This is a genomic window from Austwickia sp., assembly GCA_016699675.1.
Lineage (GTDB): Bacteria > Actinomycetota > Actinomycetes > Actinomycetales > Dermatophilaceae > Austwickia.
In genome coordinates this window covers 797984-823025 of sequence record CP064985.1, presented here as the reverse complement: position 1 = coordinate 823025, position 25042 = coordinate 797984, and the positions used below count along the sequence as shown (strand labels likewise).

The 25042-nt window shown below is 74.3% G+C and carries 24 protein-coding genes; 8 read left to right on the top strand and 16 right to left on the bottom strand.

Annotated features, from left to right (window positions below; genetic code table 11):
- The first annotated feature begins 89 nt into the window (after positions 1 to 89).
- Both cobJ and IPK37_03850 read left to right on the top strand, forming a co-directional pair.
- The gene (cobJ, locus tag IPK37_03855) at positions 90 to 2081 is read left to right on the top strand and encodes a precorrin-3B C(17)-methyltransferase (protein ID QQS02655.1); all 1992 of its coding nucleotides are present in this window, start codon (positions 90 to 92) and stop codon (positions 2079 to 2081) included.
- On the top strand, positions 2059 to 3405 hold the full coding sequence (locus IPK37_03850) for a cobalamin biosynthesis protein (GenBank protein QQS01581.1): 1347 nt from the start codon (positions 2059 to 2061) through the stop codon (positions 3403 to 3405). Before cobJ ends, IPK37_03850 begins: the two co-directional genes overlap by 23 nt.
- Before the next feature lie 99 nt (positions 3406 to 3504).
- Here the strand turns inward: IPK37_03850 and IPK37_03845 are convergent, their stop codons facing one another.
- Positions 3505 to 4578, bottom strand: a complete 1074-nt coding sequence (locus tag IPK37_03845; protein ID QQS01580.1) for a cobalt-precorrin-5B (C(1))-methyltransferase — start codon at positions 4576 to 4578, stop codon at positions 3505 to 3507.
- On the bottom strand, positions 4575 to 5255 hold the full coding sequence (locus IPK37_03840; GenBank protein QQS01579.1) for a precorrin-8X methylmutase: 681 nt from the start codon (positions 5253 to 5255) through the stop codon (positions 4575 to 4577). Before IPK37_03840 ends, IPK37_03845 begins: the two co-directional genes overlap by 4 nt.
- A gap of 295 nt (positions 5256 to 5550) precedes the next feature.
- On the opposite strand from IPK37_03840, the gene IPK37_03835 reads away from it, so the two are divergent.
- Genes IPK37_03835 through IPK37_03820 form a run of 4 tightly spaced genes read left to right on the top strand, consistent with a single transcriptional unit; the run spans position 5551 to position 8244 of the window.
- Positions 5551 to 6258 carry an energy-coupling factor ABC transporter permease gene (locus IPK37_03835; protein ID QQS01578.1) on the top strand — a complete coding sequence of 236 codons (708 nt, stop codon included), beginning with the start codon at positions 5551 to 5553 and terminating at the stop codon, positions 6256 to 6258.
- Entirely contained in the window at positions 6251 to 6616 is a 366-nt protein-coding gene (locus IPK37_03830; protein ID QQS01577.1) for an energy-coupling factor ABC transporter substrate-binding protein, read from the top strand. The genes IPK37_03835 and IPK37_03830 overlap by 8 nt, the downstream gene beginning before the upstream one ends.
- A 3-nt stretch (positions 6617 to 6619) precedes the next feature.
- The gene (cbiQ, locus tag IPK37_03825) at positions 6620 to 7402 is read left to right on the top strand and encodes a cobalt ECF transporter T component CbiQ (protein QQS01576.1); all 783 of its coding nucleotides are present in this window, start codon (positions 6620 to 6622) and stop codon (positions 7400 to 7402) included.
- Entirely contained in the window at positions 7399 to 8244 is an 846-nt protein-coding gene (locus tag IPK37_03820) for an ATP-binding cassette domain-containing protein (protein ID QQS02654.1), read from the top strand. Before cbiQ ends, IPK37_03820 begins: the two co-directional genes overlap by 4 nt.
- On the opposite strand, the gene cbiT is transcribed toward IPK37_03820, so the two are convergent.
- Positions 8226 to 8963, bottom strand: a complete 738-nt coding sequence (gene cbiT, locus IPK37_03815) for a precorrin-6Y C5,15-methyltransferase (decarboxylating) subunit CbiT (protein QQS03037.1) — start codon at positions 8961 to 8963, stop codon at positions 8226 to 8228. The two genes, IPK37_03820 and cbiT, sit on opposite strands and share 19 nt — an antisense overlap.
- Positions 8964 to 8978: 15 nt before the next feature.
- Between cbiT and IPK37_03810 the strand changes: the two genes are divergently transcribed.
- The gene (locus IPK37_03810) at positions 8979 to 11939 is read left to right on the top strand and encodes a cobyrinate a,c-diamide synthase (protein ID QQS01575.1); all 2961 of its coding nucleotides are present in this window, start codon (positions 8979 to 8981) and stop codon (positions 11937 to 11939) included.
- Positions 11936 to 12757: a uroporphyrinogen-III C-methyltransferase gene (cobA, locus tag IPK37_03805; protein ID QQS01574.1), complete on the top strand. Its 822-nt coding sequence runs from the start codon at positions 11936 to 11938 to the stop codon at positions 12755 to 12757. Before IPK37_03810 ends, cobA begins: the two co-directional genes overlap by 4 nt.
- A gap of 10 nt (positions 12758 to 12767) precedes the next feature.
- On the opposite strand, the gene IPK37_03800 is transcribed toward cobA, so the two are convergent.
- The 13 genes from IPK37_03800 to hypF all read right to left on the bottom strand — a co-directional run bounded on the left by IPK37_03800 (position 12768) and on the right by hypF (position 24948).
- Positions 12768 to 13301: a hydrogenase maturation protease gene (locus tag IPK37_03800; protein QQS01573.1), complete on the bottom strand. Its 534-nt coding sequence runs from the start codon at positions 13299 to 13301 to the stop codon at positions 12768 to 12770.
- A gap of 34 nt (positions 13302 to 13335) precedes the next feature.
- A complete protein-coding gene (locus IPK37_03795; protein ID QQS01572.1) occupies positions 13336 to 14760 on the bottom strand; it encodes a Ni/Fe hydrogenase subunit alpha in 1425 nt (474 codons plus the stop codon).
- A 43-nt stretch (positions 14761 to 14803) separates the two neighbouring features.
- Positions 14804 to 15337 carry an NADP oxidoreductase gene (locus tag IPK37_03790; protein QQS01571.1) on the bottom strand — a complete coding sequence of 178 codons (534 nt, stop codon included), beginning with the start codon at positions 15335 to 15337 and terminating at the stop codon, positions 14804 to 14806.
- Positions 15334 to 16056 (bottom strand): bidirectional hydrogenase complex protein HoxU, encoded by a 723-nt coding sequence (hoxU, locus tag IPK37_03785; GenBank protein ID QQS01570.1) that lies wholly within the window; start codon positions 16054 to 16056, stop codon positions 15334 to 15336. Before hoxU ends, IPK37_03790 begins: the two co-directional genes overlap by 4 nt.
- A complete protein-coding gene (locus IPK37_03780) occupies positions 16053 to 17669 on the bottom strand; it encodes an SLBB domain-containing protein (GenBank protein QQS02653.1) in 1617 nt (538 codons plus the stop codon). Before IPK37_03780 ends, hoxU begins: the two co-directional genes overlap by 4 nt.
- A 71-nt stretch (positions 17670 to 17740) precedes the next feature.
- A complete protein-coding gene (locus IPK37_03775) occupies positions 17741 to 18181 on the bottom strand; it encodes an NAD(P)H-dependent oxidoreductase subunit E (protein ID QQS02652.1) in 441 nt (146 codons plus the stop codon).
- A gap of 309 nt (positions 18182 to 18490) precedes the next feature.
- Positions 18491 to 19246, bottom strand: coding sequence for a hypothetical protein (locus tag IPK37_03770; protein QQS02651.1), 756 nt, complete (start codon positions 19244 to 19246; stop codon positions 18491 to 18493).
- A gap of 62 nt (positions 19247 to 19308) precedes the next feature.
- Positions 19309 to 20421: a hydrogenase formation protein HypD gene (gene hypD / locus IPK37_03765; protein QQS02650.1), complete on the bottom strand. Its 1113-nt coding sequence runs from the start codon at positions 20419 to 20421 to the stop codon at positions 19309 to 19311.
- Between the two features lie 8 nt (positions 20422 to 20429).
- Positions 20430 to 20741, bottom strand: coding sequence for a HypC/HybG/HupF family hydrogenase formation chaperone (locus tag IPK37_03760; protein ID QQS01569.1), 312 nt, complete (start codon positions 20739 to 20741; stop codon positions 20430 to 20432).
- Positions 20742 to 20781: 40 nt separating this feature from the next.
- The gene (gene hypE / locus IPK37_03755; GenBank protein QQS01568.1) at positions 20782 to 21876 is read right to left on the bottom strand and encodes a hydrogenase expression/formation protein HypE; all 1095 of its coding nucleotides are present in this window, start codon (positions 21874 to 21876) and stop codon (positions 20782 to 20784) included.
- Positions 21873 to 22133: a HypC/HybG/HupF family hydrogenase formation chaperone gene (locus IPK37_03750; protein ID QQS01567.1), complete on the bottom strand. Its 261-nt coding sequence runs from the start codon at positions 22131 to 22133 to the stop codon at positions 21873 to 21875. Before IPK37_03750 ends, hypE begins: the two co-directional genes overlap by 4 nt.
- Positions 22130 to 22387 (bottom strand): HypC/HybG/HupF family hydrogenase formation chaperone, encoded by a 258-nt coding sequence (locus tag IPK37_03745; protein ID QQS01566.1) that lies wholly within the window; start codon positions 22385 to 22387, stop codon positions 22130 to 22132. The genes IPK37_03750 and IPK37_03745 overlap by 4 nt, the downstream gene beginning before the upstream one ends.
- Positions 22388 to 22398: 11 nt before the next feature.
- Positions 22399 to 24948, bottom strand: a complete 2550-nt coding sequence (hypF, locus tag IPK37_03740; protein QQS02649.1) for a carbamoyltransferase HypF — start codon at positions 24946 to 24948, stop codon at positions 22399 to 22401.
- Between the last annotated feature and the right edge of the window lie 94 nt (positions 24949 to 25042).

Below are 25042 nucleotides of genomic sequence, written 5' to 3'. Positions count from 1 at the left end.
TACCTTCCCGATCCCGACCTGGTGATCCTCGACGACCCGTCCTGGTTGGGTGCGGTCACCGCTCGGCGGCCGCGCCGCATCGTGCTGATCTGCGGGGACGAGGATGCCGAGCGGACCGCCGACGCCGTGGACGCCGCCGGCGACGACGGCGCCACGGTGACCGTCGAGCACCTCGCGCTGACCGACGCGGACGGCGCGACCGCCACGACGTACCTGACGACGATCGAGCGCCCCCGGGAGGACGCGTGACGACGACGACCGGAGTAGCCACCCCGACCGAGCGCATCGGCCAGGTGGTCGGGTCGAGCCCCGCCGCCCGGCGCCGAGCAGACCACCTCGACGAGGCGCTCGGCGGGACCACGATCTACGCCGGGCCCGCCGCCGAGAACCTGCCCCGCGCGTGGGCGGAGTGCGACCTCATCGTCAGCCACCTCGCGCTCGGGGCGACCACCCGGATCATCGCGCCGCTGCTGGCGGGCAAGAAGGTCGATCCCGGCGTCGTCGTGCTCGACGAGGCCGCCCGCTTCGCCGTACCGCTCGTCGGCGGGCACGCCGGCGGCGCGAACGACCTGGCCCGCCGCGTCGCGGAGGCGACCGGCGCAACCGCCGTGGTCACGACGGCGACCGACTCGCTCGGCGTCCCGGCGCTGGACACGCTCGGCTGGCCGTACCGCGGCGACGTCGCCGGCACGACCCGGGCGCTGCTCGACGGGCGACCGGTGCGGCTGGTCCGCGAGTACCGTTGCCCGCTGCCGCCGCTCCCGGACAACGTGGCCGAGGGCCCCGCCGCCGCCGCCGACCAAGCCGAGACCGCCGACGCCGTTGACGAGAGCGTTGGGGAGCGGGCGCCGGCCGCGCGGATCGTCGTGACCGACCGGGCCAGCGCCGCCGTCCTCGCCGAGTCGGAGCTACCGACCGTGGTACTGCAGCCGCGCAGCCTCGTCGTCGGGATGGGCTGCAACTCGGGCACCGACGTCGACCATCTCCACGAGCTGCTGCGGGCCACGCTGGCGGAAGCCGGCCTCGCCGAGGAATCGATCGCCGCGCTGTCGACGATCGACGCCAAGGCCGGCGAGATCGGCCTGCTGCAGCTCGCCGCGCGGCTGGGCCTGCACCTGCTGCCCTTCCCGGCCCAAACGCTGGCCGAACTGGACGTCCCGACCCCCAGCGAGCGCGTGGCCGGTTTCGTCGGGAGTCCCAGCGTGGCCGAGGCGTCGGTGCTCGCGCGCGGTGGCGTCCTCGTCGTGCCGAAGCGCAAGTCCACCGACGCGACCTGTGCGATAGGTCGGCTGCCCGCCCGCGGTCGGCTGTCGGTGGTCGGGCTCGGCCCGGGCGCGCGGGACCTGCTCACGCCGCGGGCGGTGCGGGCCATCCAGGAGGCGCGCTATGTGGTGGGCTACGGACCCTACGTGCGCCAGATCCGCGATCTGGCCCGCCCCGGGGCCGAGGTCGAGGCGAGCACGATGGGCTCCGAGCACGACCGGATCGCCAAGGCCGTGGCGCGGGCCCGCCGCGGTGACGGGGTGGCGCTGGTCTGCGGGGGAGACCCCGCGATCTATGCAATGGCTAGCCCGGTGCTGGAGTACGGCACCGACGGCGTCGACGTCGTGATCGTCCCCGGGGTCACCGCGAGCCTCGCCGCGTCGGCGATCCTCGGCGCCCCGCTCGGCCACGACCACGCGACGATCTCACTGTCCGACCTGCACACGACGTGGGAGGCCATCGAGCGGCGCCTCGTCGCGGCGGCCGAGGGTGACCTGGTGACGGTCCTGTACAACCCGAGCAGCCGGACCCGGACCTGGCAGCTGCCGCGGGCGCTCGAGCTCTTCGCCGGGCACCGGCCGCCGCAGACCCCGGTGGGGGTGGTGATGCAGGCGGAGCGCCGCCGCCAGGGCGTCGTGTTGGCCACGCTGGCCGACTTCGACCCGGCGGTGGTGGACATGAATTCGCTGGTGATCATCGGTTCGAGCAGTACGACGTTCGTGCCCAGCGAGGGGCGCCCGCCGTACGTCGTGACCCCGCGCGACTACACCTGGATGGGGGACGAGCATGACGAACATGCCGACGCAGCCCGGGCCTGAGCCCCTGCCGGGGGTCCCCGCCTGCGTGGTCGCCGCGCACGGCACGCGGGACCGCGACGGGGTGGCGGCCTGCCGCGCGCTGATCGACCGGGTGCGCGGCCTGCTGCCGGGCGTGGCGGTGCACGAGGGGTACGTCGAGCTCGTCGAGCCGCCGATTGCCGATGCGGTGCGGGCGGCGTTCGCGGGGGGCGCCGATCAAGCGGTGGTCGTGCCGCTGATGCTGGGTACGGGCACCCATGTGCGCGAGGACATCCCGGAGGCCATCGCGGCCGGCCTCGACGGCCCGGCGCTGCTGACCCGGGTGCGCTATACCCGGCCGCTCGGGGCCGACCCGCGCCTGCTTGCTGCAGTTCACGCCCGCGCGGCCGCTGCCGCCGCGGCTGCGGGGGACTGGCCGCTGCGCGACGTCGGGGTGGTCTTCCTCGGCCGCGGCGCGAAGGTGCCCGAGGCGAATGCCGATCACGCCCGCCTCGCGCGGCTGTTCGCGGAGCGGACGGGTGCCGCGGTGGAGGCGGCGTTCATCCAGGTGAGCAGGCCCTCGCTGCCCGAGGCGCTGGGCCGGCTCGCGACGCTGGGGCATCGTCGGATCGTCGTGGCCCCGAACTTCCTGCTGCCCGGACTGCTGCGGACCTGGATGCGCGAGCAGGCCCAGGCGTGGGCGGCGACCCACCCCGAGGTCGAGGTGGCCGTCGCCGACGTCATCGGCGACTGCGACGAGCTCGCGGCCGTCGTCGCCGACCGGTACCGCGAGTCCGCGGACGACCTGGCGCCGGGCGCAGGGTCCGCTGCCGCTCGCGTGTTGGGGGGGACGGCCGGGTCGGCCGAGCCCGGGGGGATCAGCGCGACGGAGGGGGCGGGCGCGGGAGAGGACGGCGCGCCGGTCTACCTGTCGGGGCTGCGCCTCGCGGGGCGCGAGGTGCTCGTCGTCGGCGCCGGCCACGTCGCCGACCGGCGGGTGCCGCGGCTGCTGGAGTCGGGCGCGCGGGTCCGGCTGATCTCGCCGACGCTGAGCGTGCGGCTGCGCGGGTTGGTCCGATCGGGCGCCGAGATCGCCTGGGAGCAAAGGCCGTACGCCGACGGCGACGTGGGCTCGGCGTGGTACGTGCTGGCCTGCACGAACGACCCGGAGGTCAACGCGCGGGTGGCGGCCGAGGCGGAGGCGGCCCGGGTGTTCTGCGTGCGGGCCGACGCGGCGCGGCTCGGCACGGCGTACACGCCCGCGGTCGAACGCGCCGCGGGCCTGACCGTCGCGGTGGTCGGCGACCGCGACCCGCGGCGCTCGGTGCGGGTGCGGGACGCCCTGCTGCAGGTGCTGCACGACTGACGAGACGATTGGCGCGACGACTCACGACAGCGACACGACAATGACCGGCCCGACCGCCCGCGACGGGCGGGACGGGCGGGACCGGCCGACGCGGACGACTCAGGCGCGGCCGACGATCGTCCCCGCGCGGTCGATGCAGATCACGTCGACGTCCACGTGCGCCCCGCCGAGGACGCGCAGCGCCTCGTCGCGGGCCGCGGCGGCGACGAGGTCGCCGAGGGGTACGCCGTGCGCGGTGGCGACCTGGAGCGCGCCCAAGGCCGTCGTGGCCTCGCCGATCGCGGGGAGCCCGGCGAGACGCGCCAGGTAGCCGACGTCGACGCTGGAGCGGCCGGAATGCAGGTCCAGGTGGCCGTCCGCCAGCTTGCTCAGCTTCGCGAACCCTCCGCAGATCGTGAGCCGCTCGACCGGCCGATCCCGCAGGTACTTCAGCACGGCCCCGACGAAATCCCCCATGTCCAGCAGGGCCAGGTCGGGCAGGGCGTGCACCTCGCGCGCCACGCGCTCCGACGTCGAGCCCGTGCAGCCCGCCACGTGCCGCAGCCCCGCCGCCCGGGCGACGTCGACCCCGCGGCGGATGCTGTCGATCCAGGCCGAACACGAGTACGGCACGACGACGCCCGTCGTGCCCAGCACGGACAGGCCGCCGATGATGCCGAGGCGGGGGTTGAGGGTGTGCCGGGCGATGTCTTCGCCGCGGTCGATGCCGATCCGGACGAGCACATCGGTCACGTCAAGCCCGTCGAGCGCGGCCGCTGCGCGCAGGTTGTCCTCGATCATCCGGCGAGGCATCGGGTTGATGGCCGGCTCGCCGACGGCCAGGGGCAGTCCCGGGAGGGTGACGGTGCCGACGCCGGGGCCCGCGGCGTACGTGATTCCCGAGCCCGGCGCACCCGGGCTCAGCCACGCGCGGACCACCGCTCCGTGCGTCACGTCCGGATCGTCCCCGGCGTCTTTGGTGACCGCGACCATCGCCGCACCGTCCCGGAATTCGCTTGCGGTTAAAGCGAATTCGGGAGATCCGCCCGGAAGTTCGACGCGAACCGGATCGGGAAACGCCCCGGTGCGCAGCGCGACGAACGCCGCCCGGGACGCCGCCACGGCACACGCCCCGGTCGTCCACCCCGGGCGCAGGCCGGACGCCGAGAGTTGGCCGGCCCGACCACCGCTCACTCGGCCGCCGAGGCGGTCGCGTTCACGGCGGCAACCGTCACGGCGGAACCGCCCCGCCGGCCGCGGACGACGAGGTAGTCCAGGCCCAACCCGCTGTCCACCAGGGCCTGCTTGGATTCGGCCGCCCCGACGAAGCCCACCGGGATCCCGAACACCGCGGCTGGGCGGTCGGATCCCGCCGCCACCAGCTCCAACAGCCGGAACAGCGCCGTCGGCGCATTCCCGATCGCGACGACCGCCCCGGCCAGAAGCCCGCGTTCCGCCCACAGCTCCACGGCGGCCGCCGTCTTCGTGGTGCCTCGCTCGCGGGCGAGGTCGGCCAGCCCGGGCTCCGGCAGGAGGCAGACCACGTCGTTGGCGCGCGGCAGCCGGGCGCGGATGATGCCCGTCGCGACCATCGTCGAGTCGCACAGGATCGGGGCGCCCCCGGCCAGGGCGGCCTCCGCGGCCGCCACCACGTGCGGGCTGAACTCCACCTCGTCGGCGATCGTCACGTCCCCGGCCGCGTGGCACATGCGCACGACGACCCGCTCGACGTCGGCCGGGAACCGGCTCAGATCCGCCTCGGCGCGGATGATCCGGAACGACTCGGTGTAAATGTCCGCGCCGGACTTGCGGTACTCGTACCCGTCGGTGCCGGCCGCCGTTTCCGCCGTACCCGCCGTCTCGCCGCCCATCGGACTCCTCCTCGGCTCGTCTCCCGAATCGCGCGCGGCGCTTCGGCGTGCGGGCCCACGGTAGCGCCGTCGCGCGACGATCCGCTCGAGTCGGGACGTTGGTCTGCGGATTCGCGGAGCGCCCCTGTGCCAGGATGGGCGCACCACCCCGCGGGGGCCCGAGGAAGCCGGGAAGAGCCGGCACGGTCGCGCCACTGTGTACGACGCCCGGGCCATGCCCCGAGCGCCGGAAGTCAGGAACTCCACCTCCGCGGGCCTGTCGATCGAGACGCGTCATCTCGAGCAAGGAGTGCCGATGCACATCGCCGAAGGATTCCTCCCGCCTGCGCACTGCGCGCTCTGGTTCGCGGCGGCTACCCCGTTCGTCGTCCACGGCGCCCGCGCCGCGGCCCGTGAGGCCCGCGCGGACCCGGAGAACCGGTTACTGCTCGCCGCGGCGGGCGCCTTCACGCTGGTCCTGTCCGCGATCAAGCTGCCGTCGGCGACGGGAAGCTCTTCGCACCCCACCGGGACCGGGCTGGGGGCGGTGCTCTTCAAACCGCCGGTGATGGCGTTCCTCGGCACGGTCGTCCTGCTGTTCCAGGCGCTCCTGCTCGCGCACGGCGGCCTCACCACCCTCGGCGCCAACGTCTTCTCGATGGCCGTCGCGGGGCCTTGGGCCGGGTACGCCGCGTTCCGCGCCCTGCAGTCTCTCCGGCTGCCCGCCGAGGCGGGCGTGTTCGCAGCGATGTTCGTGGCCGACCTCTCGACGTACGTCGTGACCGCCCTCCAACTGGCGATCGCCTACCCGGACCCGGCCAGCGGACTCGCCGGCGCCGCCGCGAAGTTCCTGGGGGTCTTCGCCCTCACCCAGATCCCGCTCGCCCTCGCCGAGGGCTTCCTCGGCGTGGTGGTCTACCGCTTCCTGCGCCGTGTCGCGGGCAGCGACTTGGCGCGGACCCCGCTGGCCAGGGGCCGGTCCGGCCTGTCCGGGCGGACCCGCGAGGAGACCAGCCATGTCTGAGCACGCCCGGCCCCCGCGCCGCTGGATCAGCGCGCTGTGCGTCCTCGCGACGGTCGTGCTGCTCGTCGCCTGCTGGGTCCTCGCCCCGCGGCCCTCCGGCGAGGGGGAGGCCTTCGCCGGCACCGACGCGACGGCCTCGGCCACGCTGGAGGAGGCCGGGGTCACGCCCTGGTTCCAGCCCCTGTTCGCCCCGGGCAGCGGCGAGATCGAGTCCGGGCTGTTCGCGCTGCAGGCGGCGGCGGGGGCGGGGCTGTTCGGGTACGCCGTGGGCCGCCTGCACGGTCGTCGCCGCGGCCAGCGCGAGGCCGACTCGGGAGCAAGCTCGCCCGCGAGCGAGCCGACCGGCTCCGGGGTCTGACGCGTGCACCTGACCGCCCTGGACGACGCCGCCTGGACCAGCCCCTGGCGGCGTCGACCCGTCGCGGACAAGGCGCTGTTGAGCCTCGCCCTGGTGCTCACCGCCCTGTTCGCGCCGCCGTTCCCGGGCGGCGTGCTGGTGGGGCTGCTCGCCGCGGGGTGCCTGCTCGGACCCGCCCGGGTGCCGGCGCGGCTGCTGGTAGAGGCGGCTGGGCCGCCGCTGGTGTTCGTGCTCGTCGGTGCCCTGTCGGTGGTGATCGCCGTCGGGGACCCGGTCCCCGGGGCGTGGTGGGCTGCCGGCCCGCTGTCGATCGGGCCGGAATCGGCGGCCCGGGCCGCCGGACTGGTCGTGCACGGGCTGGCGGGGGCGCTGGCCGTTCTGGTCCTGGCGACAACCACCCCGATGGTGGACCTGATCACCGCGGCGCGGCGGCTGCGCGTCCCGGCTGCCTGCCTGGACATCGCCGCGCTCGTCTACCGGCTGCTGTTCGTGCTGCTCGACGTCGCGGTCGCCGCGCACGCCGCGCAGGCGGCCCGGCTCGGCGGCGCGGGCGGCACGCGGGACCGGATCCGCGCGGCCGGCGCCACCGCGGGGACGGTGCTGGTGCGCGCGTGGGCCCAGGCGCGGCGGCTGACCGACGGCCTCGCGGGGCGCGGCTACGAGGACGACCTGCGCACCCTCGGGGTGACCCGCCCCAGGTCTGCGCGGTTCGAGGCGGCGGCCCTCGCGGCGGTCGCCGGGGTGTGGCTGGTCTGCCTGGCGCCGTGGCCGGGGCTGGCCTCATGATCCCGCTGCTCGCCGCGGAGGCCGTGACCGCGGGCTATCCCGGGTTGGCGCCGGTGCTGCGGGATGCCTCGCTCAGCCTCGCCCCGGGGCGCCGTACCGCCGTCCTCGGCGCCAACGGATCCGGCAAGACCACGCTGTTGCGGTGCCTGTCCGGGGCGCACCGTCCGGCCGGCGGGGTGATCCGGTACGGCGGCGGCGCGCTACGCCATGACCGCGCCGGGCTGCGGAAGCATCGCGCCCAGGTGCAGCTCGTCCTCCAGGACCCCGACGACCAGCTGTTCTCTGCGGACGTGGCGCAGGACGTCTCGTTCGGCCCGCTGCATCTGGGGCTGAGCGAGCCCGAGGTCCGCGTCCGCGTCGCCGAGGCGCTCGACCTCGTCGGCGCCGCGCACCTCGCGGAGCGGCCGACGCACCAGCTGTCGTACGGCGAGCGCAAGCGCGTCGCCCTCGCCGGGGCCGTGGCCATGCGCCCGGCCGTCTTGCTGCTCGACGAGCCGACGGCCGGACTGGACCCGGCGGGCTCGGCGGCGCTGCTGGGTGCCCTCGGCCGCTTGGAGGGATGGGGGACCACGGTCGTCATGGCGACCCACGACGTGAACCTGGCGCTGGCCTGGGCCGACGAGGCCGCGGTCGTCGTCGGCGGGGCCGTCCAGACCGGGCCCGCGACGACCGTGCTGGACGACGACGGGTTGCTGCGCCGCGCGGGGCTGGCCCGGCCGTGGCCGCTGGAGCTGGCCCGCCGGCTGGGGCTGGCCGCGGACCCGCGCGGCATGGACGAGGTCGTCGCCGCGCTGGCCGCCGACGCGGCCGACCCGCGGCGCGGTCAGGAGGTGGGCCGGTGAGCCTCGTACGACCACTGCACGACCGCGCGCAGCGGCTTCCAGCCGAAGAGGCCGCCGAGCGGCTCGGCGTACTCGACGGCCAGGCGCGTCAGGGTGCCGCCGTGGGCGCGGAACGCGGCGACGAGCACCTGCTCGGTGTCGATCGTCACCGAGTGGGCGACGAGTCGGCCGCCGGGCTGCAGGGCGGCTCGGCACGCGTCGAGGACCACGGCGCTGCCGCCGCCGCCGACGAACACCGCGTCGGGGCGGGGGAGGCCGGCGAGCACACCGTCGTCGGCGGCGGCGCCCTCGACCACGGTGACCTGCCCGGGGGCGGTCAGCCGCTCGGCGTTGCCGCGGGCGCGGGCGGCGCGGACGGGGTCGCGTTCGACGCCGTACGCCGTCGCTGGCCGGGGCAGTACGCCTCCGGCCCGGCACCACTCCACGGCCACCGACCCGGCGCCGGTGCCGATGTCCCAGAGCACCCGGCCGGGGCCAGGGCGCAACTCCGCGAGCGCGCAGGCGCGCAGCGGCCGCTTCGTGATGAGCCCGTCGTGGTCGAAGACGTCGTCGGGCAGCCCGGGGCTCGTCCCGAGGGCGTCCGCGTCGCCGCCGCGGTCGGTGTCGCCGGGGTCGGTGTCGCCGGGGTCGGCGGCGCCGCGGTCGGCGTCGGGGTCGTCGGCGTCGCGGGTGGCGTGGTCGTGGGCGGCGAGGGGGTCGGGGGTGGGGCCGGAGGTCACCTGGGCAGGGTACCGATGCCCGGGGCCGCCGGCGCCGTTGTCGCCGCCAGGGCCGCCGGCGCCGTTGACGCCAGGGCCGCCGAGCTCGTCAACGACGCGGAATTCACCTGGTCGCTTCCCCGGATCGTCGTGGCCGCGCCCGCCTCGGGGCATGGCAAGACCACGATCGCGATCGGGCTCATGGCCGCGCTGCGGCGTCGGGGTCTCGCGGTCGCCCCGGCCAAGGTCGGGCCCGATTACATCGACCCTGGCTACCACCTGTTGGCGTCCGGTCGGCCGGGTCGCAACCTCGACCCCTTCCTCGTGGGGGAGGACCGGATCGCGCCGCTGCTGGTTCACGGGGCCCGCACCCCGGTCCCGTGTGACGTCGTGGTCATCGAGGGCGTCATGGGGTTGTTCGACGGGCGGCTCGGCACCGATTCGTTCGCGTCCACCGCCCATGTCGCGCGGTTGACCGAGGCGCCGGTCCTGCTGTGCGTCGACGTACGGCATCAGTCCGCGACGGTCGGCGCGGTGGTGCACGGGCTGGCGACGTACGACGAGCGCATTCGCGTCGCGGGCGTCGTGCTCAACCAGGTCGGCTCGGCCCGCCAGGAGGCGGAGGCGCGGCGCGCCATCGAGCGGACCGGGATTCCGGTCGTGGGCGCGCTGCCGCGCAATGCCGCAGTCGAGGCGCCGTCGCGGCACCTGGGGCTGGTCCCCGCGGCCGAGCGGCCCGAGTCGCGGCAGGCGCTCGACGCCCTCGCCGACCTCGTCGCCGAGCGGGTCGACCTGGACGCGGTGCTCGCGCTCGCGGCGTCCGCCCCGCCGATCCGGGCGACGCCGTGGGATCCCGCGGCGGCGCTGGCGGCGGTGCCGGCGGCGACCGCGACGACTCCGACGACCGCGACGACTCCGACGACCGCGACGACTGCGGGGGCGCCGGTCAGGTCTGGCACGGCGCGGCCCGTGGTCGCGGTGGCGGGGGGGCGGGCGTTCACGTTCCGGTACGCCGAGACCGAGGAGCTGCTGCGCGCCGCGGGCTGCGATGTCGTCGTCGTCGACCCGCTGACCGACGCGGAGCTGCCGGCCGGGACGGCCGGCATCTACCTGGGCGGGGGATTCCCGGAGGTACACGCCGCCGAGCTGACCGCGAACGCCCCACTGCGAGACCGGATCCGCGCCGCCGTGTCCCGTGGCCTGCCGACGGTCGCGGAGTGTGCCGGCCTGCTCTACCTGTGCCGCACCGTCGACGACGCCCCAATGGTCGGCGCGCTGCCGCTCACGGCCGCGATGACGCCGAAGCTCGCGATGGGCTACCGGGAGGCCGCCGTGCCGCGGGACACCCTGCTGGCCAGGGTCGGGGAGACGGTTCGGGGCCACGAGTTCCACCGCACCCGCACCACGCCCGTCCCGGCCGGCGCCGTCGACGGCACCGGCAAAGGCCAAGACGCCGGCAACAGCCACGCACCCGGTGCCGTTCCGCCGAGTCCCGCCTGGTGCCTCGGCGAGGCGCCGGACGGGCTGTCCCTCGATCCGGCGGGCACGGGGCGGCCGACGCTGCACGCGGCGTACCTGCACGTGCACTGGGCCGGCCATCCCGAGGCGGCGGCGCGGTTCGCGGCGGCCGTGCACGAGTACGCCGGGGACGTGAACGCTTACGCCGGGCAGGGGCACGGACCCGTCGCGACGGACCCGCTGGCGGAGCAGGCTGGCGCGGCCACGCAGCCCCAGATCGCCCCGGTCGCGCAGCTCGTCCCGGCCGAGTCAGGCGAGTCGGCCAAGCCGGTCGCAGCGGCCGCCCCGGTCGCTGCGGCCGAGCCGGTTGCCCAGGCCGCGACGGTCCCGGCCAACGAGGGAGTTGACCTGGCGCCGGCTCTTGACGAGCCCGACCTGCAGCATCACGGCGACCGCGACATCGCGCCGGGCCTGATCGACCTGGCGGTCAACGTGCGCCCGGCGCGGACGCCGGACTTCCTCGTCGCCGCGGTGACCGACGCCGCCGACTGGTCGGCCTACCCCGACGCGACGCCCCTGCGGGAGGCCCTGGCCGCGCACCACGGCGTACCCGTCGATCACGTCCTGCCGACCGCGGGCGGAGCCGAGGCGTTCACGCTGGTGGCGCGGGCCCTGCGCCCGGCGTACCCGCTCGTCGTCCACCCCCAGTTCACCGAGCCGGAGGCGGCGCTGGCGGCGGCGGGCCACGACGTACGGCGCCACGTGCTCACCGCCGCCGACGGATTCCGCCTGAACGCCGCGGCGGTGGAGGCCGCGCACGCCGCGGCCGACCTGATCGTCGTCGGCAACCCCACCAACCCCACGTCCGTGCTGCACCCGCGGGGCGAGCTGGCGCGACTGCTGCGGCCCGGCCGGGTGCTCGTCGTCGACGAGGCGTTCATGGACCTGGTGCCAGGCGAACCGGAGACGCTGATCGACCCCTGGCTCGACGACCCCGGCGGCCTCCTCGTGCTGCGCTCGCTCACCAAGACCTGGGGCATCGCGGGGCTGCGGCTCGGCTACGTGGTCGGCGATCCCGCCCTGGTGGGCGCCTTGGCGGCGCACCAACCGCCGTGGTCCGTGTCGACGCCGGCGATCGCGGCCGGGTGCGCCGCGCTCACCCCCGCCGCGCAGGACTGGGCCCGCCGTGCGGCGGACGAGATCGCCCCGGCCCGCGCGGACCTGGCCGAGCGTCTGACCCGGCTCGGGCTGCGCTGCGTCGAGCCGGCCCGGGCGCCGTACCTGCTCGTCGACACCAGCCCCCTCGGGCCCGGGTCGGTGCGGGAGGCGCTGGCGGCGCGGGGCTTCGCCGTACGGCGTGGGGAGACCTTCCCCGGCCTCGGCCCCACCTGGATCCGCCTCGCCGTGCGCGACCCCGCGACCCACGCCGCGCTCGCCACCGCGCTGGCCGAGTTGGCCGAGCTGCCCGAGCTCGCCGACCTGGCCAGCCCCCCGTCCAGCCAACCGTCCACTCACCCCGTCCCGAAGGACCGCCGATGACGATGCGTTTTGACCTCGAACCCGGCACCGTCACCCTCGTGGGCGGCGGCCCCGGCGACCCCGGCCTCATCACCGTCCAGGGCCTGCACGCGATCCGGCAGGCGGACGTGCTCGTCTACGACCGGCTCGCGCCGCTGGAGTGCCTCGCGGAGGCGCGGCCGAGCGCCGAGCTGGTCGACGTCGGCAAGATCCCGCGCGGCCGGCAGACCCCGCAGGAGCGCATCAACGAGATCCTCGTGGCCGAGGCCGCCGCCGGGAAACGGGTCGTGCGGCTGAAGGGCGGCGACGCCTTCGTTTTCGGGCGCGGCGGCGAGGAGTGGCAGGCGTGTACGGCGGCGGGCGTGCCGGTGCACGTCGTACCCGGCGTCACCTCGGCGGTCGCGATCCCCGAGCTCGCGGGGATCCCGGTGACGCACCGCTCGCTGACGCAGGGCTTCACCGTGGTCTCCGGGCACGTGCCGCCCGGCGACCCACGCGGAACGGTGGACTGGGCGGCGCTGGCCCGCGCGCGGACGACGCTGGTGATCCTGATGGGGGTCAAGTACCTGCCGGAGATCGTCGCGGCGCTGCGGGAGGCGGGACTGGACGACGGTACGCCGGCCGCGGTGATCGCCAGCCACCTCCAGGCCGGTGGCCACACGGCCGCCGCGGACCAGGTGCTGCGCGGGGAGCTGGCCGACATCGCCGCCCTGAGCGCCGGCGCGGGCATCGAGCCGCCCGCCGTGGTCGTCATCGGGTCCGTGGTGGCCCTGCACCTGGCCGACCACCGCCACCAGGACCTGGGCTTCGCCGCGGCCGTCCCCTCCCAGGTGGGGTGAGCGTCCCGGCTCAGGTGCGGTGAGCGGCCCCGCTCGGACGGGAGGGATCGCTCAGCTCCGTGATCAACGCGTTCAAGTGCGCTGCGACGGCGTCGACGATCGCGGGGAGCGCGGCGCGGACCGCCGGGGTGAGCGTGTCCGCGCCGTCGTCGAAGTCGCGGGCCGCGACCTCCACGAGGGCCACCGGCGGGAGTGGCGCCTCGCCGTCGTCGCCCTCGCCCAGCGTCAGCTCGGCCAACGCCAGCAGCGCCTCGGGGGTGACGTGGTGCGAGGAGATTCCCCCGGCCGCGGCGGAGGGCTCGACCCGCCGATGGGACTGGGTCCCGGGCGGCACGTCGTACGCCTCCCGCGCGTCGACGAGGACGACGGCGCGGGCGCGGGCGACGTCGTACGCCAACTCGGGCAGGAGCTGGAACTCCTGCCGTACGTCGCAGCCGGCGAACCGCGGGTCGGCGGCGAGCAGCCCGGCGACGCGCCACCCCACGCCGTCGTCCTGGCGCAGCGAGTTGCCGTAGCCGACGACGAGGGGCCGCGGGTCCGTCACGACCCGCGCCCGGCGGGGCGGGTGCGCACCGCAGCTAGCGCTTGATCTCGTCGACCACGGTCCCGTCGGGCGCGACCGTCTGGATGTGCAGCGCCATCTGCCCCACGGCGTGCGTCGAGCAGGACAGGCACGGGTCGTAGCAGCGGATCAGGCCCTCGACGCGGTTGAGGAGCGCCTCCTGCAGCGGCTCGCCGGCCTTGATGAAGTGCTTCGCCACGTCGGTGACGCCTCGGTTCATCGCCAGGTTGTTGTGGCCCGTCGCGATGATGAGGTTGGCCCACTTCATGATGCCGTCGTCGTCGACCTCGTAGTGGTGCAGCAAGGTCCCGCGCGGCGCCTCGGAGACCCCGATCCCGGTGTTGGAGTTGATGCCCGCCACGGAGCGGACCCGGTCCGAGAGGATGTCCGGGTCGGTCAGCAGCGCCTCGATCTTCTCCAGGCAGAACAGGGTGTCGATGAGCCGGGAGTAGTGGAAGTGGAAGCTCGACTTGGGGAACCGGCCGAACCGGAACCGATAGTGCTCCAGCTCCTCCTGCGAGCGCGGCAGCCCCGTCTGGTCGCAGGTCGCGATCCGGGCCATGGTGCCGACCCGGTAGACCCCGTCCGGGTAGCCCTTGTCCTTGAAGTAGGTGGACTTCAGGTACGAGAACGGCTCGACGTGCTCCCCGAGGTAGGACGTGTAGTCGTGCGGGTCGCACCGGTCCCGCAGCATCGTGCCGTCCTGGTCGACGATGCGCAGGTCACCGTCGTAGTGCTCCATCCCGCCGTCGTCGGAGATCAGGCTCATGAACGCCGAGGGGAACCCGCCCATCGCGGTCGCCTCGTCCTCGAAGCGGATCATCTCCTTCTTGAACCAGGCGAGGGTGCGGTCCACGATCGCGTACGCCTCGGGCATGCCCGCCAGCATCTGGTCGCGCAGCCCCGGGTCCAGCGGCGACGAGACTCCGCCCGGCACCAGCCAGGCCGGGTGGATCCGCTTCTTGCCGAGCCACTCGATGATCTGCTGGCCGTAGCGGCGCAGCGCGATGCCGTCCCTGGCCAGCTGCGGGTGGGCGCCGAGCATCCCGTAGAGGTTGCGCTGAGCCGGGTCCCCGTCGTACCCGAAGAGCAGGTCGGGGGAGGACAGGTGGAAGAACGACAGCGCGTTCGACTGCACGATCTGGGCGAGGTTCATGATGCGGCGCAGGTTCGCGCCGGTGGGCGGCGGGGTCACCGCCATGATCGCGTCGACGGTCTTGGCCGAGCAGGTCAGGTGCGAGACGGGGCAGATGCCGCAGATGCGCGCCATGAGGGCGGGCATCTCGTGCACCGGCCGGCCCTCGCAGAGCTTCTCGAAACCCCGGAACTGGGTCACGTGGAACTGCGCCTTGTCCACGCTGCCGTCGTCGTGCAGGAAGATCGTGATCTTGGAGTGGCCCTCGATCCGGGTCACCGGGTCGATGACGATGGTGTTGGTCATGGCTTCCTCACCGCTTCCTGGGACGTGCAGAGGTGGTGGCCGGTCATCGGCCGAACCGGGCGGTGCCCGCGGCGTCCGCGACATCGTCGGCCAGCAACGCCGTCACGCAGTGCCAGATGTCGTCCGCCGACGGCGGGCACCCGGGCAGGTAGGCGTCGATCTTGACGTAGTACTGGGCCGGCCGGATCGGGTCCAGCAGCTGCGGCACCACCTCGTCGGGGTGCATGGGGTTCTCGTCGGCGTTCTCGACGTACGCCCGATCCAGCACCGCCTCCTTGCCGAACGGGTTCCGCATGCCCGGCACGTTCGCCGTGATCGCGCAGTCGCCGAACGCCACGACGATCTTGGAGTGGGCCCGCACCTTGCGGAGCTTGGCGAGGTCGTCCGTCGAGGCCACGCCACCCTCGACGAGCGTCACGTCCACCATGTCGGGGAAGTCCTTGCGGTCGACCAGCGGCGAATACACCAGGTCGGCGCGTTCCCCAAGGTCGATGAGCCGCTCGTCCATGTCCAGGAACGACATGTGGCAGCCGGAACAGCCGTCGAGCCACACCGTGGCCAGCTTGATCTTGCTCATCGGGGACGCTTCTCCCAGCTGTCGGCCTGCCCACGCAGGTACGGCATGAACGGACGGTGCTGGCGATCCTCCGAGGAGGGCCGGCCCTTCTCGAACAAGGCGCCCGTCGGGCAGACCTGCACGCACTTGCCGCAGCTCGTGCAGGTGCTGGCCTCGCCCCACGGCTTGCCGAGCTCGGTGACCAGGCGCGCCTCGATGCCGCGGCCCTGGATGTCCCACACGTGGGCGCCCTCGATCTCGTCGCAGACGCGCACGCACCGGGCGCACAGGATGCACCGGTTGTGGTCGATCGCGAACTTGTCGTGGGTGGCGTCGACCTCGAGCCTGGGGTTGAGGTAGGGCAGGTCGAAGTGGGTCACGCCGTGCCGCTCGGCCTGGTCCTGCAGCTCGCAGTGGTTGTTGGCGACGCAGACCGAGCAGACGTGGTTGCGCTCGGTGAAGATGAGTTCGAGGACCTGGCGCCGGTATTCGTGCAGCTTCTCGGAGTTGGCGGTGATGTCCTGGCCCTCTTCGATCTTCGTGGTGCAGGCCGGCACCAGCTTGCCGGTGCTGCGGATCTCCACGACGCACATCCGGCAGGCCCCGAACGGCTTGAGGCCGCCGAGGTGGCACAGCGTGGGGACGCTGATGCCGTTCTCGCGGGCCACGTCCAGGACGGTCTCGCCGGCCACGCCGGCGACGTCCCGTTCGTCGATCCGGAGGGTGTAGACGTCGCTCATACCCCTGCCACCTCCCGCTGCGCGACCGGGCAGACGTTCGCCGGGCACTGTCGGTCTTCGATGTGGGCCAGGTATTCGTGGCGGAAGTAGCGCAGCGTCGAGAACACCGGGTTCGGTGCGGTCTGGCCGAGCCCGCACAGGCTGGTCGCCTTCACCATGCCGGCGAGCCGCTCCAGCGCCGCGAGGTCGTCCATGGTGGCCTCGCCCTCGGCGATCTTGGCCAGCAGGTTGTGCATGTGGGTCGTGCCCACCCGGCACGGGACGCACTTGCCGCAGCTCTCCTCCACGCAGAACTCCATGAAGAACTTGGCCACGTCGACCATGCAGGCCGTGTCGTCCATGATGATCATCCCGCCGGAGCCCATGATCGAGCCCTTCTCGGCGAGCGACTCGTAGTCCAGGGGCATGTCCAGGAACTCGGCCGGGATGCAGCCGCCCGAGGGTCCGCCGGTCTGCACCGCCTTGAACGGGTGGTCGTCGGTGATGCCCCCGCCGATGTCGTAGACCACCTCGCGCAGCGTGATGCCCATCGGCACCTCGACGATGCCGGTGTTCTTCACGCGCCCGGCCAGTGCGAAGACCTTGGTGCCCGTGGACTTCGGCGTACCGATCGAGGCGTACCACGCACCCCCGTTGCGCACGATCGGCGCGATGGCGGCGAAGGTTTCCACGTTGTTCAGCAGGGTGGGGCGGCCGTGCAGCCCGCGAAGGGCCGGGTACGGCGGCCGTGGTCGAGGCGTGCCCCGGCCGCCCTGGATGGAGCGGATGAGCGCCGTCTCCTCACCGCAGACGAAGGCGCCCGCGCCGAGCCGCACGTCGACCTCGAAGCTGAACCGGGTGTCGAAGATGTTCTTGCCGAGGATGCCCTCGCGTTCCCCCTGCCGGATCGCGTGCCGCAGGCGCTTGACCGCCAGCGGGTATTCGGCCCGGCAGTAGATGTAGCCCTCGCTGGCCCCGACGGCGTACGCCGCGATCGCCATCCCCTCGATGACCCGGTGCGGATCGGACTCCAGCAGGGTGCGGTCCATGAACGCCCCGGGGTCGCCCTCGTCGGCGTTGCAGATGACGTACTTGCCGTCCGGGCCTGCGGCCTTGGCCACGGTGGTCCACTTGAGCCCCGTCGGGAAGCCGCCGCCGCCGCGGCCGCGCAGCCCGGAGGTCGACACCTCCGCGATCACCTGGCCGGGGGTCATCTCGTGCAGCGCCTTCTGCAGGGCGTCGTAGCCGCCGCGCGCGAGGTAATCGTTGAGGTCCTCGGGGTCAAGCAGCCCGAAGTTCTCCATGGCCACCCGCAGCTGGCGGGAGGCGAACTCCGAGGTCTCGCCGGTGGGCTGCTGGCCGGGTTCGACGGCGGCGAGCGCGTCGATCGCGCCCTGCAGGTTGTCGGCGGTGAGTTCCTCGAAGTACTCGCCCGATTCGTCGATGCGGGCCAGCGGTCCGCGGGCGCAGAGCCCCACGCCCAGGCAGCCCGTGCGCTTCACGGCGACGTCGGTCACGCCCGCCTCCGTGAGGCGCTCCGCGAGGGCGTCGACGGCCTGCTCGGAGTTCAGCGAGCGGCAGCCCGACGCCTCGCAGACGTGGATGCTGGCCCGGGTGGGGCCGAGGGGAACCAGGCCGTGGGTGCGGACGCGGCGCTTCGTGGGCCGGCCCCCGGTGCTCAGGCCTTTCGTGCTGATCTCCTGGCTCACTGGTCCGCCCCCTTCGGCAGCGCCATGAGCAGCTGCACGACCTCGTCCGGCGAGAGCTTGCCGACGAGCTCACCGTCGACCACGATGACGGGCGCGATCGAGCACGCGCCGACGCAGCGCGCCGTGAGCGTCGAGACGCGGTTGTCCGCCGTCGTCTCCCCGGACTTGATGCCCAGCTCCTGCTCGATGCGCTTGCGGATGGCGCCGGCCCCGTTGATGTAGCACGCGGTCCCCGTGCACACCACGCAGGTGTGCTCGCCCTGGGGCTTGAGCGTGAAGTAGGAGTAGAACGTCGCCACCGCGAACACCCGCGAGCGGGGCACGCCGAGGTAGTCGCTGATGAACAGCATGGCCTCGTCGTCGAGGTAACCGAACGCCTCCTGGGCGGCGTGCAACGACTCGATGAGCGCGTCGTACGAGCCGCCGAGGCGACGCATTCGTGCCTCGACGATCTTCCAGCGCTTGTCCTCGCTCGGCGCCTTCGGCAGGGTCTTCACCACCGCGTCAAACCTCCTGGATGGGGGGTGTGTCTGGGAATTCGGGTGGAGCGCACGCCGACCGAAGCATCGCCAGGGGGCTGGTGGGGGAGCGGGCCGCGCTCATGCTATGGGCGACCCAGCGGTAAGAAAGGAGTTCGCCGGAAAATCACATTTCGTCGGGACGCGGTGCCGGATTCCTTGCGCCGAGCCGTCTTCGGCTTCCCGCGGGAGCGCGGAATTCCCTGGTCAGGCGGGTCGGGACGCGCGTCAGCGTCCCGCCGCGCGCTCAAGCCGCGCGTTGGTGAGGAGAACTTGGTACGTCGTGCGCCGGCGCAGCGCGGTGGCCTCTGGGCCCGTGAGCAGATCGCAGGCGAAGTCCCAGTGCACGGCGACCTCCGCGTCGGGGCCCAGCGCGGCGAGCGCGTCGACGTCGATGAACGTCCCGTCCGGGGTGCGGTAGGCCACGGTGCGCGGGGCCGGATCGGTGCGGCGGAGCCGGGGTCCGTCGAGGGTCAGCGTGTCGAGGCTGACGCGCAGCGCGGTGTCGTCGGCGTCGAGCACCCGCCCGGACCGGATGCGGCAGGAATCCAGGACCATCAGGGGCTCGGGGAGGCCGGTCGGCAGCAGTCTCGACCAGGGGTAGATGCCGAACACGTGGAACGCGTGGGTCGGGGTGACCTCGGGCAGCAGGGCCTCGTCGAGGTGGGCCCAGTAGTGCCCGGCCTGCGCGGCGAATCTTGTCAGCAGCGCGTGGCCGAACCGGGCCCGGTCGACGAGGTCGGTCAGGTCGTTGCCGGTCCAGTACGCGCGGCCGACCTGCTCGCTCAACGGGTCCGCGCCGTCGGTCTGCTCCGCGATGAGGCACTGGTAGGGCCAGGCGCCCGAGAACTGCCGGGCGGCGCCGCGGGCCCGGGCCGCATCGGTCGGATCTGTCGACCCGCAGGCCACCCGCTGATAGGCGCCGCCGACGTCCGGGCCGCAGTAGCCGCGGGCGTTCGGGGCGTGCGCGTAGCGCGCGAACAGCCGCAGCCCGGGATCGGTCGCGCGGGGCTCGGCCACGCCGGGATCGGCCGCCCCCGGGTCGGTCACGCCGGGGCCCGGGTCAGCCGCATCCGGCCGAAGGTGTAGTACGCGGCGCAGGCGCCCTCGGGGGAGACCATGCAGGTCCCGATGGGGGTCTCCGGCGTACAGGCCGTGCCGAACACCCCGCACTCCCACGGCTTGATGACGCCGCGCAGGACGTCGCCGCACTGGCACGCGGGCGGATCGGCGACCCGGCGGCCGGGGATGGCGAAGCGCGCCTCGGCGTCCCAGTCGGCGAAGTCGGGATGTACGGCGAGCGCACTGCCCGGGATCTCGCCGAGCCCGCGCCACTCGAAGGTCTCCCGCGGCACCATCGTCTGCGCGACCAGGGCCTGCGCCGCGAGGTTGCCCTCCGGTCGGACGACGCGGGAGTACTGGTTCTCGACCTCGCAGCGGCCCTCCACCAGCTGCGCGACCAGCATCTGCACGGCCTGCAGGATGTCCAGCGGCTCAAACCCGGCGATGACCAGCGGCTTTCCGTAGTCGCGGGGGCAGAACTCGTAGATCCGGGTGCCCGCGATCGTCGAGACGTGGCCCGGGCCGATGAAGCCGTCGAGCCGCAGCGCGGGGTCGTCGAGGATCGCGCGCATCGGCGGCTCGATGGTGACGTGGTTGGCGAAGACGCAGAAGTTCCGCACCCCGGCCTCCCGCGCCCGCAGCAGGGTCACCGCGGTGGACGGCGTGGTCGTCTCGAAGCCGACCGCGAAGAACACCACGAGCCGGTCGGGGTTGGCCTCCGCGATGGCGAGGGCGTCCAGCGGTGAGTACACGAAGCGGCAGTCGGCGCCGCGGGCCTTGGCCTCCAGCAGCGAGCCGCGCGACCCCGGCACGCGCATCATGTCGCCGAACGTCGTGAAGATGACGTTGTCCTGCTCGGCGAGCCAGATCGCGTCGTCCACGCGGCCCATCGGGATGACGCACACCGGGCAGCCGGGGCCGTGCACCAGCTCGACCCCGGGGGGGAGGATCTGCTCCAGCCCGTGCCGGTAGATCGTGTGGGTGTGCCCGCCGCACACCTCCATGAGCGCGATTCGTCGGTCGCCGATGAGGTCGGTGATTGAGCGCACCAGCGCGCGGGCCATCGCGGGGTCGCGGAACTCCTGCGTGCCGGTCATGGGGCCGGTCATGGCGCGATGCTCCCCGAGAACGCGGCCAGCTCCTCGGCGTACCGTTCGTCCAGCCGCCGCAGCGCGGCGAGCGTCTCGGCGGCCTCCTGTTCGTCGACCTTCGCCAGGGCGAAGCCGACGTGCACCAGGACCCAGTCGCCGATGGCGACGCCGGGTGCGCCGGGCTCGTCGCGGCCCTCGCGGGCGTCGCGCGCGTCGGCGAGGAGGCGGACGCTGACCGTACGGCGTACGCCGGAGACGTCCACCGTCGCCAGGTGCTGCTGCTCATCGACCAGGTCGACGACCTGACCGGGAATCCCGAGGCACATGGGGGTGTCCTTTCGTCCGGCGCGCGGGAGCGCGGGGAGGTCAGCAGATTCTCGGTAGGGGGTCGCCGACCAGCATGTCGACGACGCGGGTGCCGCCGAAGAGGGTCTCGATGAGGACCAGCCCCGGGGGGTCGGCGGCGATCCGGCCGACGGCCACGGCCTCCTCGCCGCCAGGGAGGGACCGCAGCGCGGCGAGGCCCGCGTCGGCCTCGTCGGGTGGCACGACGGCGACGAAGAGGCCCTCGTTCGCGACGTACAGGGGGTCGATCCCGAGCAGCTCGCACGCCCCCGCGACCACCGGCGCGACGGGCAGACTCGCCTCGTCGAGGACCACGGCGAGGTCGGTGGCCGCCGCGAGTTCGTTGACGACGGTGGCCACCCCGCCGCGGGTGGCGTCCCGCAGCCAGCGGGTGCCGGGCGCTGCCTCCAGCAAGCGGGCCACGAGGGCGTGCAGCGGGCGGGTGTCGGAGCGGATGTCGGCGTCCAACGCCAGGTCGCCGCGGGCGAGGAGCACGGCCATGCCGTGCGCGCCCATCGGGCCCGACAACAGCACGCGGTCGCCCGGTTGGACCAGCTCGGGCCCGAGCCCCCGGCCGGTCGGGATCAGGCCCACGCCGGCGGTCGTGATGAACAGGCCGTCGGCCGCGCCCTTGGCGACGACCTTCGTGTCGCCGGTGACGATCGCGACGCCGCTGGCGCGGGCGGCGTCGGCCATGTCGGCCACGATGCCGCGCAATTCGTCGATCGGCAGGCCCTCCTCGATGACGAAGGCCGCGGAGAGCCAGGCGGGGACGGCGCCGCTGACGGCCAGGTCGTTGACGGTGCCGTGCACGGCGAGATGGCCGATGGAGCCCCCGGGGAAGCGCAGCGGCTGCACGACGTAGCTGTCCGCGGAGAGGGCGAGCCGGCCCCCGTGTGGCAGCTCCGGCAGCGTCATCACGGCGGCGTCGCCGAGCTGCTCCAGGGTGGGGTTGCGGAAGGCGTCGAGGAAGACGGCATCGGTCAGCGCGGCCGAGGACTTGCCGCCGGCGCCATGCGCCAGGGTGACGACGTCCTCGAGGAGGCGGGGGCGGCGCCGCCGCACCTGCTCGATCCGGGCGGCGACCTCCTCGGCGCTGCGGGTCGGCCTGGTCACGCGGGCGTCCCGACCGGGCGCTCGGCCGCCGGCAGAACCGCGATCGCCAACCCGGCGTGAATGAGGACGACGTCGCCCGTTCGTACGCCGTCGACCAGGCACAGGTCGACCCGCTCCTCGCCGCGATCCGTGCGGACCAGGGCCGGTTCGCCGGGTCGGGCGTCGGCGGGAAGCGCGAGAATGACGCCCGGGCGCCCCTCGTCGGAGCACGTGACGCAGGTGGTCTCGCCTGCCTCGTCGCGGCCGTCCCCGGTCATCGGTCCGCCCCGGCGAGGTCGTCGGACGCGAGGGCACCCGCCGTACGTAGGGCTTCAAGGGTGAGGCGCGCCTCCTCCTCGTCGAGGCGCTGCAGGGCGAACCCGGCGTGCAGGAGCGTCCAGTCCCCGGCCTGCAGTTCCGGCACGAGGTCGAGCCGGATGACGCGGTGGTCCCCGGCGAAATCGGCCTCGCCCAGGCGCGCCTCGCCGTCCTGCCAGGTGCGCAGGATCTTGCCGGGCAGTCCGAGGCACATGTCGGGGATCCTCACGTCGGGTGGTGTCGGGCCGCGGCGACGGCGCATTGGCCCAGCGACAGGCCGCCGTCATTGGGTGGTACGACGCGGTGGGTCAGGGTGGTCAGGCCCCGGGTGGCCAACTGGCGTCGGGTGGCGGACAGCAGGAGGCGGTTCTGAAAGCAGCCGCCGGTCAGGCCGACGGTGGCGATACCGTATCGGCTGGCCGCCCGGGCCGCTAGCTCCGCGAGGCCGGCCGCCATCCACTCGTGGAAGCCCAGGGCCCACGCGGCATACCGTTCGGCGGCGTAGCTGCCGGCCGCGGCCGATCCCGGGTCAGCGACCCAGCCGTCGGCGGCCGTGCGCCGGGAGACGTCGGCGAGGACGGCCAACGCGGGCCGGGGATCGAGCATGAGGTGGCCGTCGGCCTCGCTCGTGTGGGGGGCACTGTCGCTGTCGCTGGTGTCGCCGGTATCGCTGGTGATCAGGGGGCGGGGAAACGGCGCCGGCTCGGTGGCCGTGCGCGCGAGGGCCTCCAGCTCGATGGCGGCCTGGGCCTCATAGGTAACGTCCTGGCGGACCCCGAGCAGCGCTGCCGCCACGTCGAACAGCCGCCCGGCCGAGGACGTCGCCACCCAGCCTCGGGAGCCGGTGACCAGCGCGGCCAGCGTCGCCGCCGAGGCCCCCGCGGCGATGTGCGGGACGGTTCCCGCGGCGTCGATGCCGGCGGCGGCCAGGGCCCCGACGGCCTGTCGACTCGGGTGCCGGACGCCGGAGTCACCGCCCGGCAGGGGCCACGGCCGCAGATGTCCCAGGCGCTTCGCCGTCGCGCCGCCGTCGGTCAGCAACAGGAGCTCGCCGCCCCAGATGGTCTCGTCGCAGCCGTACCCCGTGCCGTCGGCCACGATGCCCAGCACCGGCTCCCCGCCGAGCAGGCCGTGCTCGGCGGCCAGCGCCGCCAGGTGCGCGTGGTGGTGCTGGACGGCGACCAGCGGGACGCCGTACGCCTCCGCGGCGGCGACGGCCCACGCCCGGCTCGCGTACCCGGGGTGGGCGTCCGCGGCGACGACGTCGGGCGCCCTGCGATGGAAGGCGACCAGGGCGGCGGCGGTCGCCTCGTAGTGCCGCCGCGCCGACAGGGTCTCCAGGTCGCCGACGTGCCCGGATACGAACGCCCAGCCGTCCCGCGCCAGCGCGACGGTGTTCTTGACCTCGGCGCCGGCGGCGAGCACGACCGGTGCGTCGACGGGTGGAGTCTCGGGGCCCGCGCGGAGGACGACGGGCAGCGGGGCGTACCCACGCGAGCGGCGCACGGGCAGCGGCTCGTCCCCGTCGAGCATCCACACCGAGTCCTCGCAGGGCACGACGATCTCCCGGTCGTGGGCGAGGATCAGGTCGGCGATCCCGCCCAGCCGAGCCAGGGCCTCGTCGTCGCGGGTGACCAGCGGTTCGCCGCTGACGTTCCCGGAGGTCAGCACGAGCAGCGGGAGCTCGTCGTCGAGGAGCAGGTGGTGCACCGGGGCGTAGGGCAGCATGACGCCCAGCTCGGCCAGGCCGGGGGCCACGCCGGGCGCGACGCGGGGCGCCAGGCCAGGCGCGACGCGGGGCGCCGCACCGGGTGCGTCCGGCCGGGCGTGCAGGATGACGATCGGGCGCGCCGGATCGGTGAGCAGCGCCTCCGCGGCCGGGTTCAGCTCGGCGATCGCGCCGACCGTCGCCAGGTCGCAGGCCATCAGCGCGAACGGCTGGTGCGGCCGATGCTTGCGATGCCGCAGCCGCGCCACCGCGTCCTCGCGGCGGGCGTCGACGGCGAGGTGATAGCCCCCGATGCCCTTGATCGCGACGATCTGCCCGGCCAGCAGGGCGGCGCGCACCCGGCCGAGCAGGCGCGCCGCGTCCGCGGCATCCCGGCCGGCGTCGAGGGGCTCCCCGGCCGGGTCGGTGTCGGAGGGGCGGCTGAGCACCAGCCTCGGGCCGCAGCCCGGGCAGGCGATGGGTTGGGCGTGGTAGCGGCGGTCGGCCGGGTCGGCGTACTCGCGCGCGCACGCCGCGCACATCGGGAAGCGCGCCATCGAGGTGGCCGGCCGGTCGTACGGGACGTCGGTGATGATCGTCAGTCGCGGGCCGCAGTTGGTGCAGGTGATGAAGGGGTGCCCGAACCGACGATCGTTCGGGTCGCGCAGCTCGGCCAGGCAGTCGTCGCAGGTCGCGACGTCGGGGGGGACGAGGGTGCGGCCGCCGGGCGCGTCGTCGCTGGCCAGGATCGCGAACGCGGCCGGTCCCGTCGCGTCGGCGGTGTCGTCGGTGCCGTCGGGGTTGTCGGGTGCGAGAAGGACGGGCCGTACGTCGTGGCGGACGGTCAGGATCTTCGCCAGCGGCGGGGCCTGCTCGACGAGCTCCGCGCGGAACGCCTCCACGGCGGCCTCAGCGCCCTGGACCTCGACGGTCACCGCCGTGCTGGAGTTGCGGCACCAGCCGGTGAGCCCGTGCCGCGCCGCCAGGCGGGCGACGTGCGGGCGGAAGCCGACGCCCTGGACGACTCCGGTGACGACGATGCGGTGCCGGACCACGAGCGCGACGATAGCGGCGACCCTTGCGGGTTCGGGCGGGGACCACGATAGTGACGCACGCGGGCGTCGGCTGGCCGCCGTCGCAACCCCCGCATACGTCGAGGTC

Bases quoted from the DNA above. Each gene is read 5' to 3' on its own strand.
- IPK37_03760 (QQS01569.1), bottom strand. From the start codon at position 20,741: ATGTGCCTCGGGATTCCCGGTCAGGTCGTCGACCTGGTCGATGAGCAG.
- cobA (QQS01574.1), top strand. From the start codon at position 11,936: ATGACGATGCGTTTTGACCTCGAACCCGGCACCGTCACCCTCGTGGGC.
- IPK37_03850 (QQS01581.1), top strand. From the start codon at position 2,059: ATGCCGACGCAGCCCGGGCCTGAGCCCCTGCCGGGGGTCCCCGCCTGC.
- IPK37_03795 (QQS01572.1), bottom strand. From the start codon at position 14,760: ATGACCAACACCATCGTCATCGACCCGGTGACCCGGATCGAGGGCCAC.
- IPK37_03745 (QQS01566.1), bottom strand. From the start codon at position 22,387: ATGTGCCTCGGACTGCCCGGCAAGATCCTGCGCACCTGGCAGGACGGC.
- IPK37_03835 (QQS01578.1), top strand. From the start codon at position 5,551: ATGCACATCGCCGAAGGATTCCTCCCGCCTGCGCACTGCGCGCTCTGG.
- IPK37_03790 (QQS01571.1), bottom strand. From the start codon at position 15,337: ATGAGCAAGATCAAGCTGGCCACGGTGTGGCTCGACGGCTGTTCCGGC.
- IPK37_03750 (QQS01567.1), bottom strand. From the start codon at position 22,133: ATGACCGGGGACGGCCGCGACGAGGCAGGCGAGACCACCTGCGTCACG.
- IPK37_03820 (QQS02654.1), top strand. From the start codon at position 7,399: ATGATCCCGCTGCTCGCCGCGGAGGCCGTGACCGCGGGCTATCCCGGG.
- IPK37_03840 (QQS01579.1), bottom strand. From the start codon at position 5,255: ATGGGCGGCGAGACGGCGGGTACGGCGGAAACGGCGGCCGGCACCGAC.
- IPK37_03775 (QQS02652.1), bottom strand. From the start codon at position 18,181: ATGCGTCGCCTCGGCGGCTCGTACGACGCGCTCATCGAGTCGTTGCAC.
- IPK37_03830 (QQS01577.1), top strand. From the start codon at position 6,251: ATGTCTGAGCACGCCCGGCCCCCGCGCCGCTGGATCAGCGCGCTGTGC.
- hypD (QQS02650.1), bottom strand. From the start codon at position 20,421: ATGACCGGCACGCAGGAGTTCCGCGACCCCGCGATGGCCCGCGCGCTG.
- IPK37_03810 (QQS01575.1), top strand. From the start codon at position 8,979: ATGCCCGGGGCCGCCGGCGCCGTTGTCGCCGCCAGGGCCGCCGGCGCC.
- hoxU (QQS01570.1), bottom strand. From the start codon at position 16,056: ATGAGCGACGTCTACACCCTCCGGATCGACGAACGGGACGTCGCCGGC.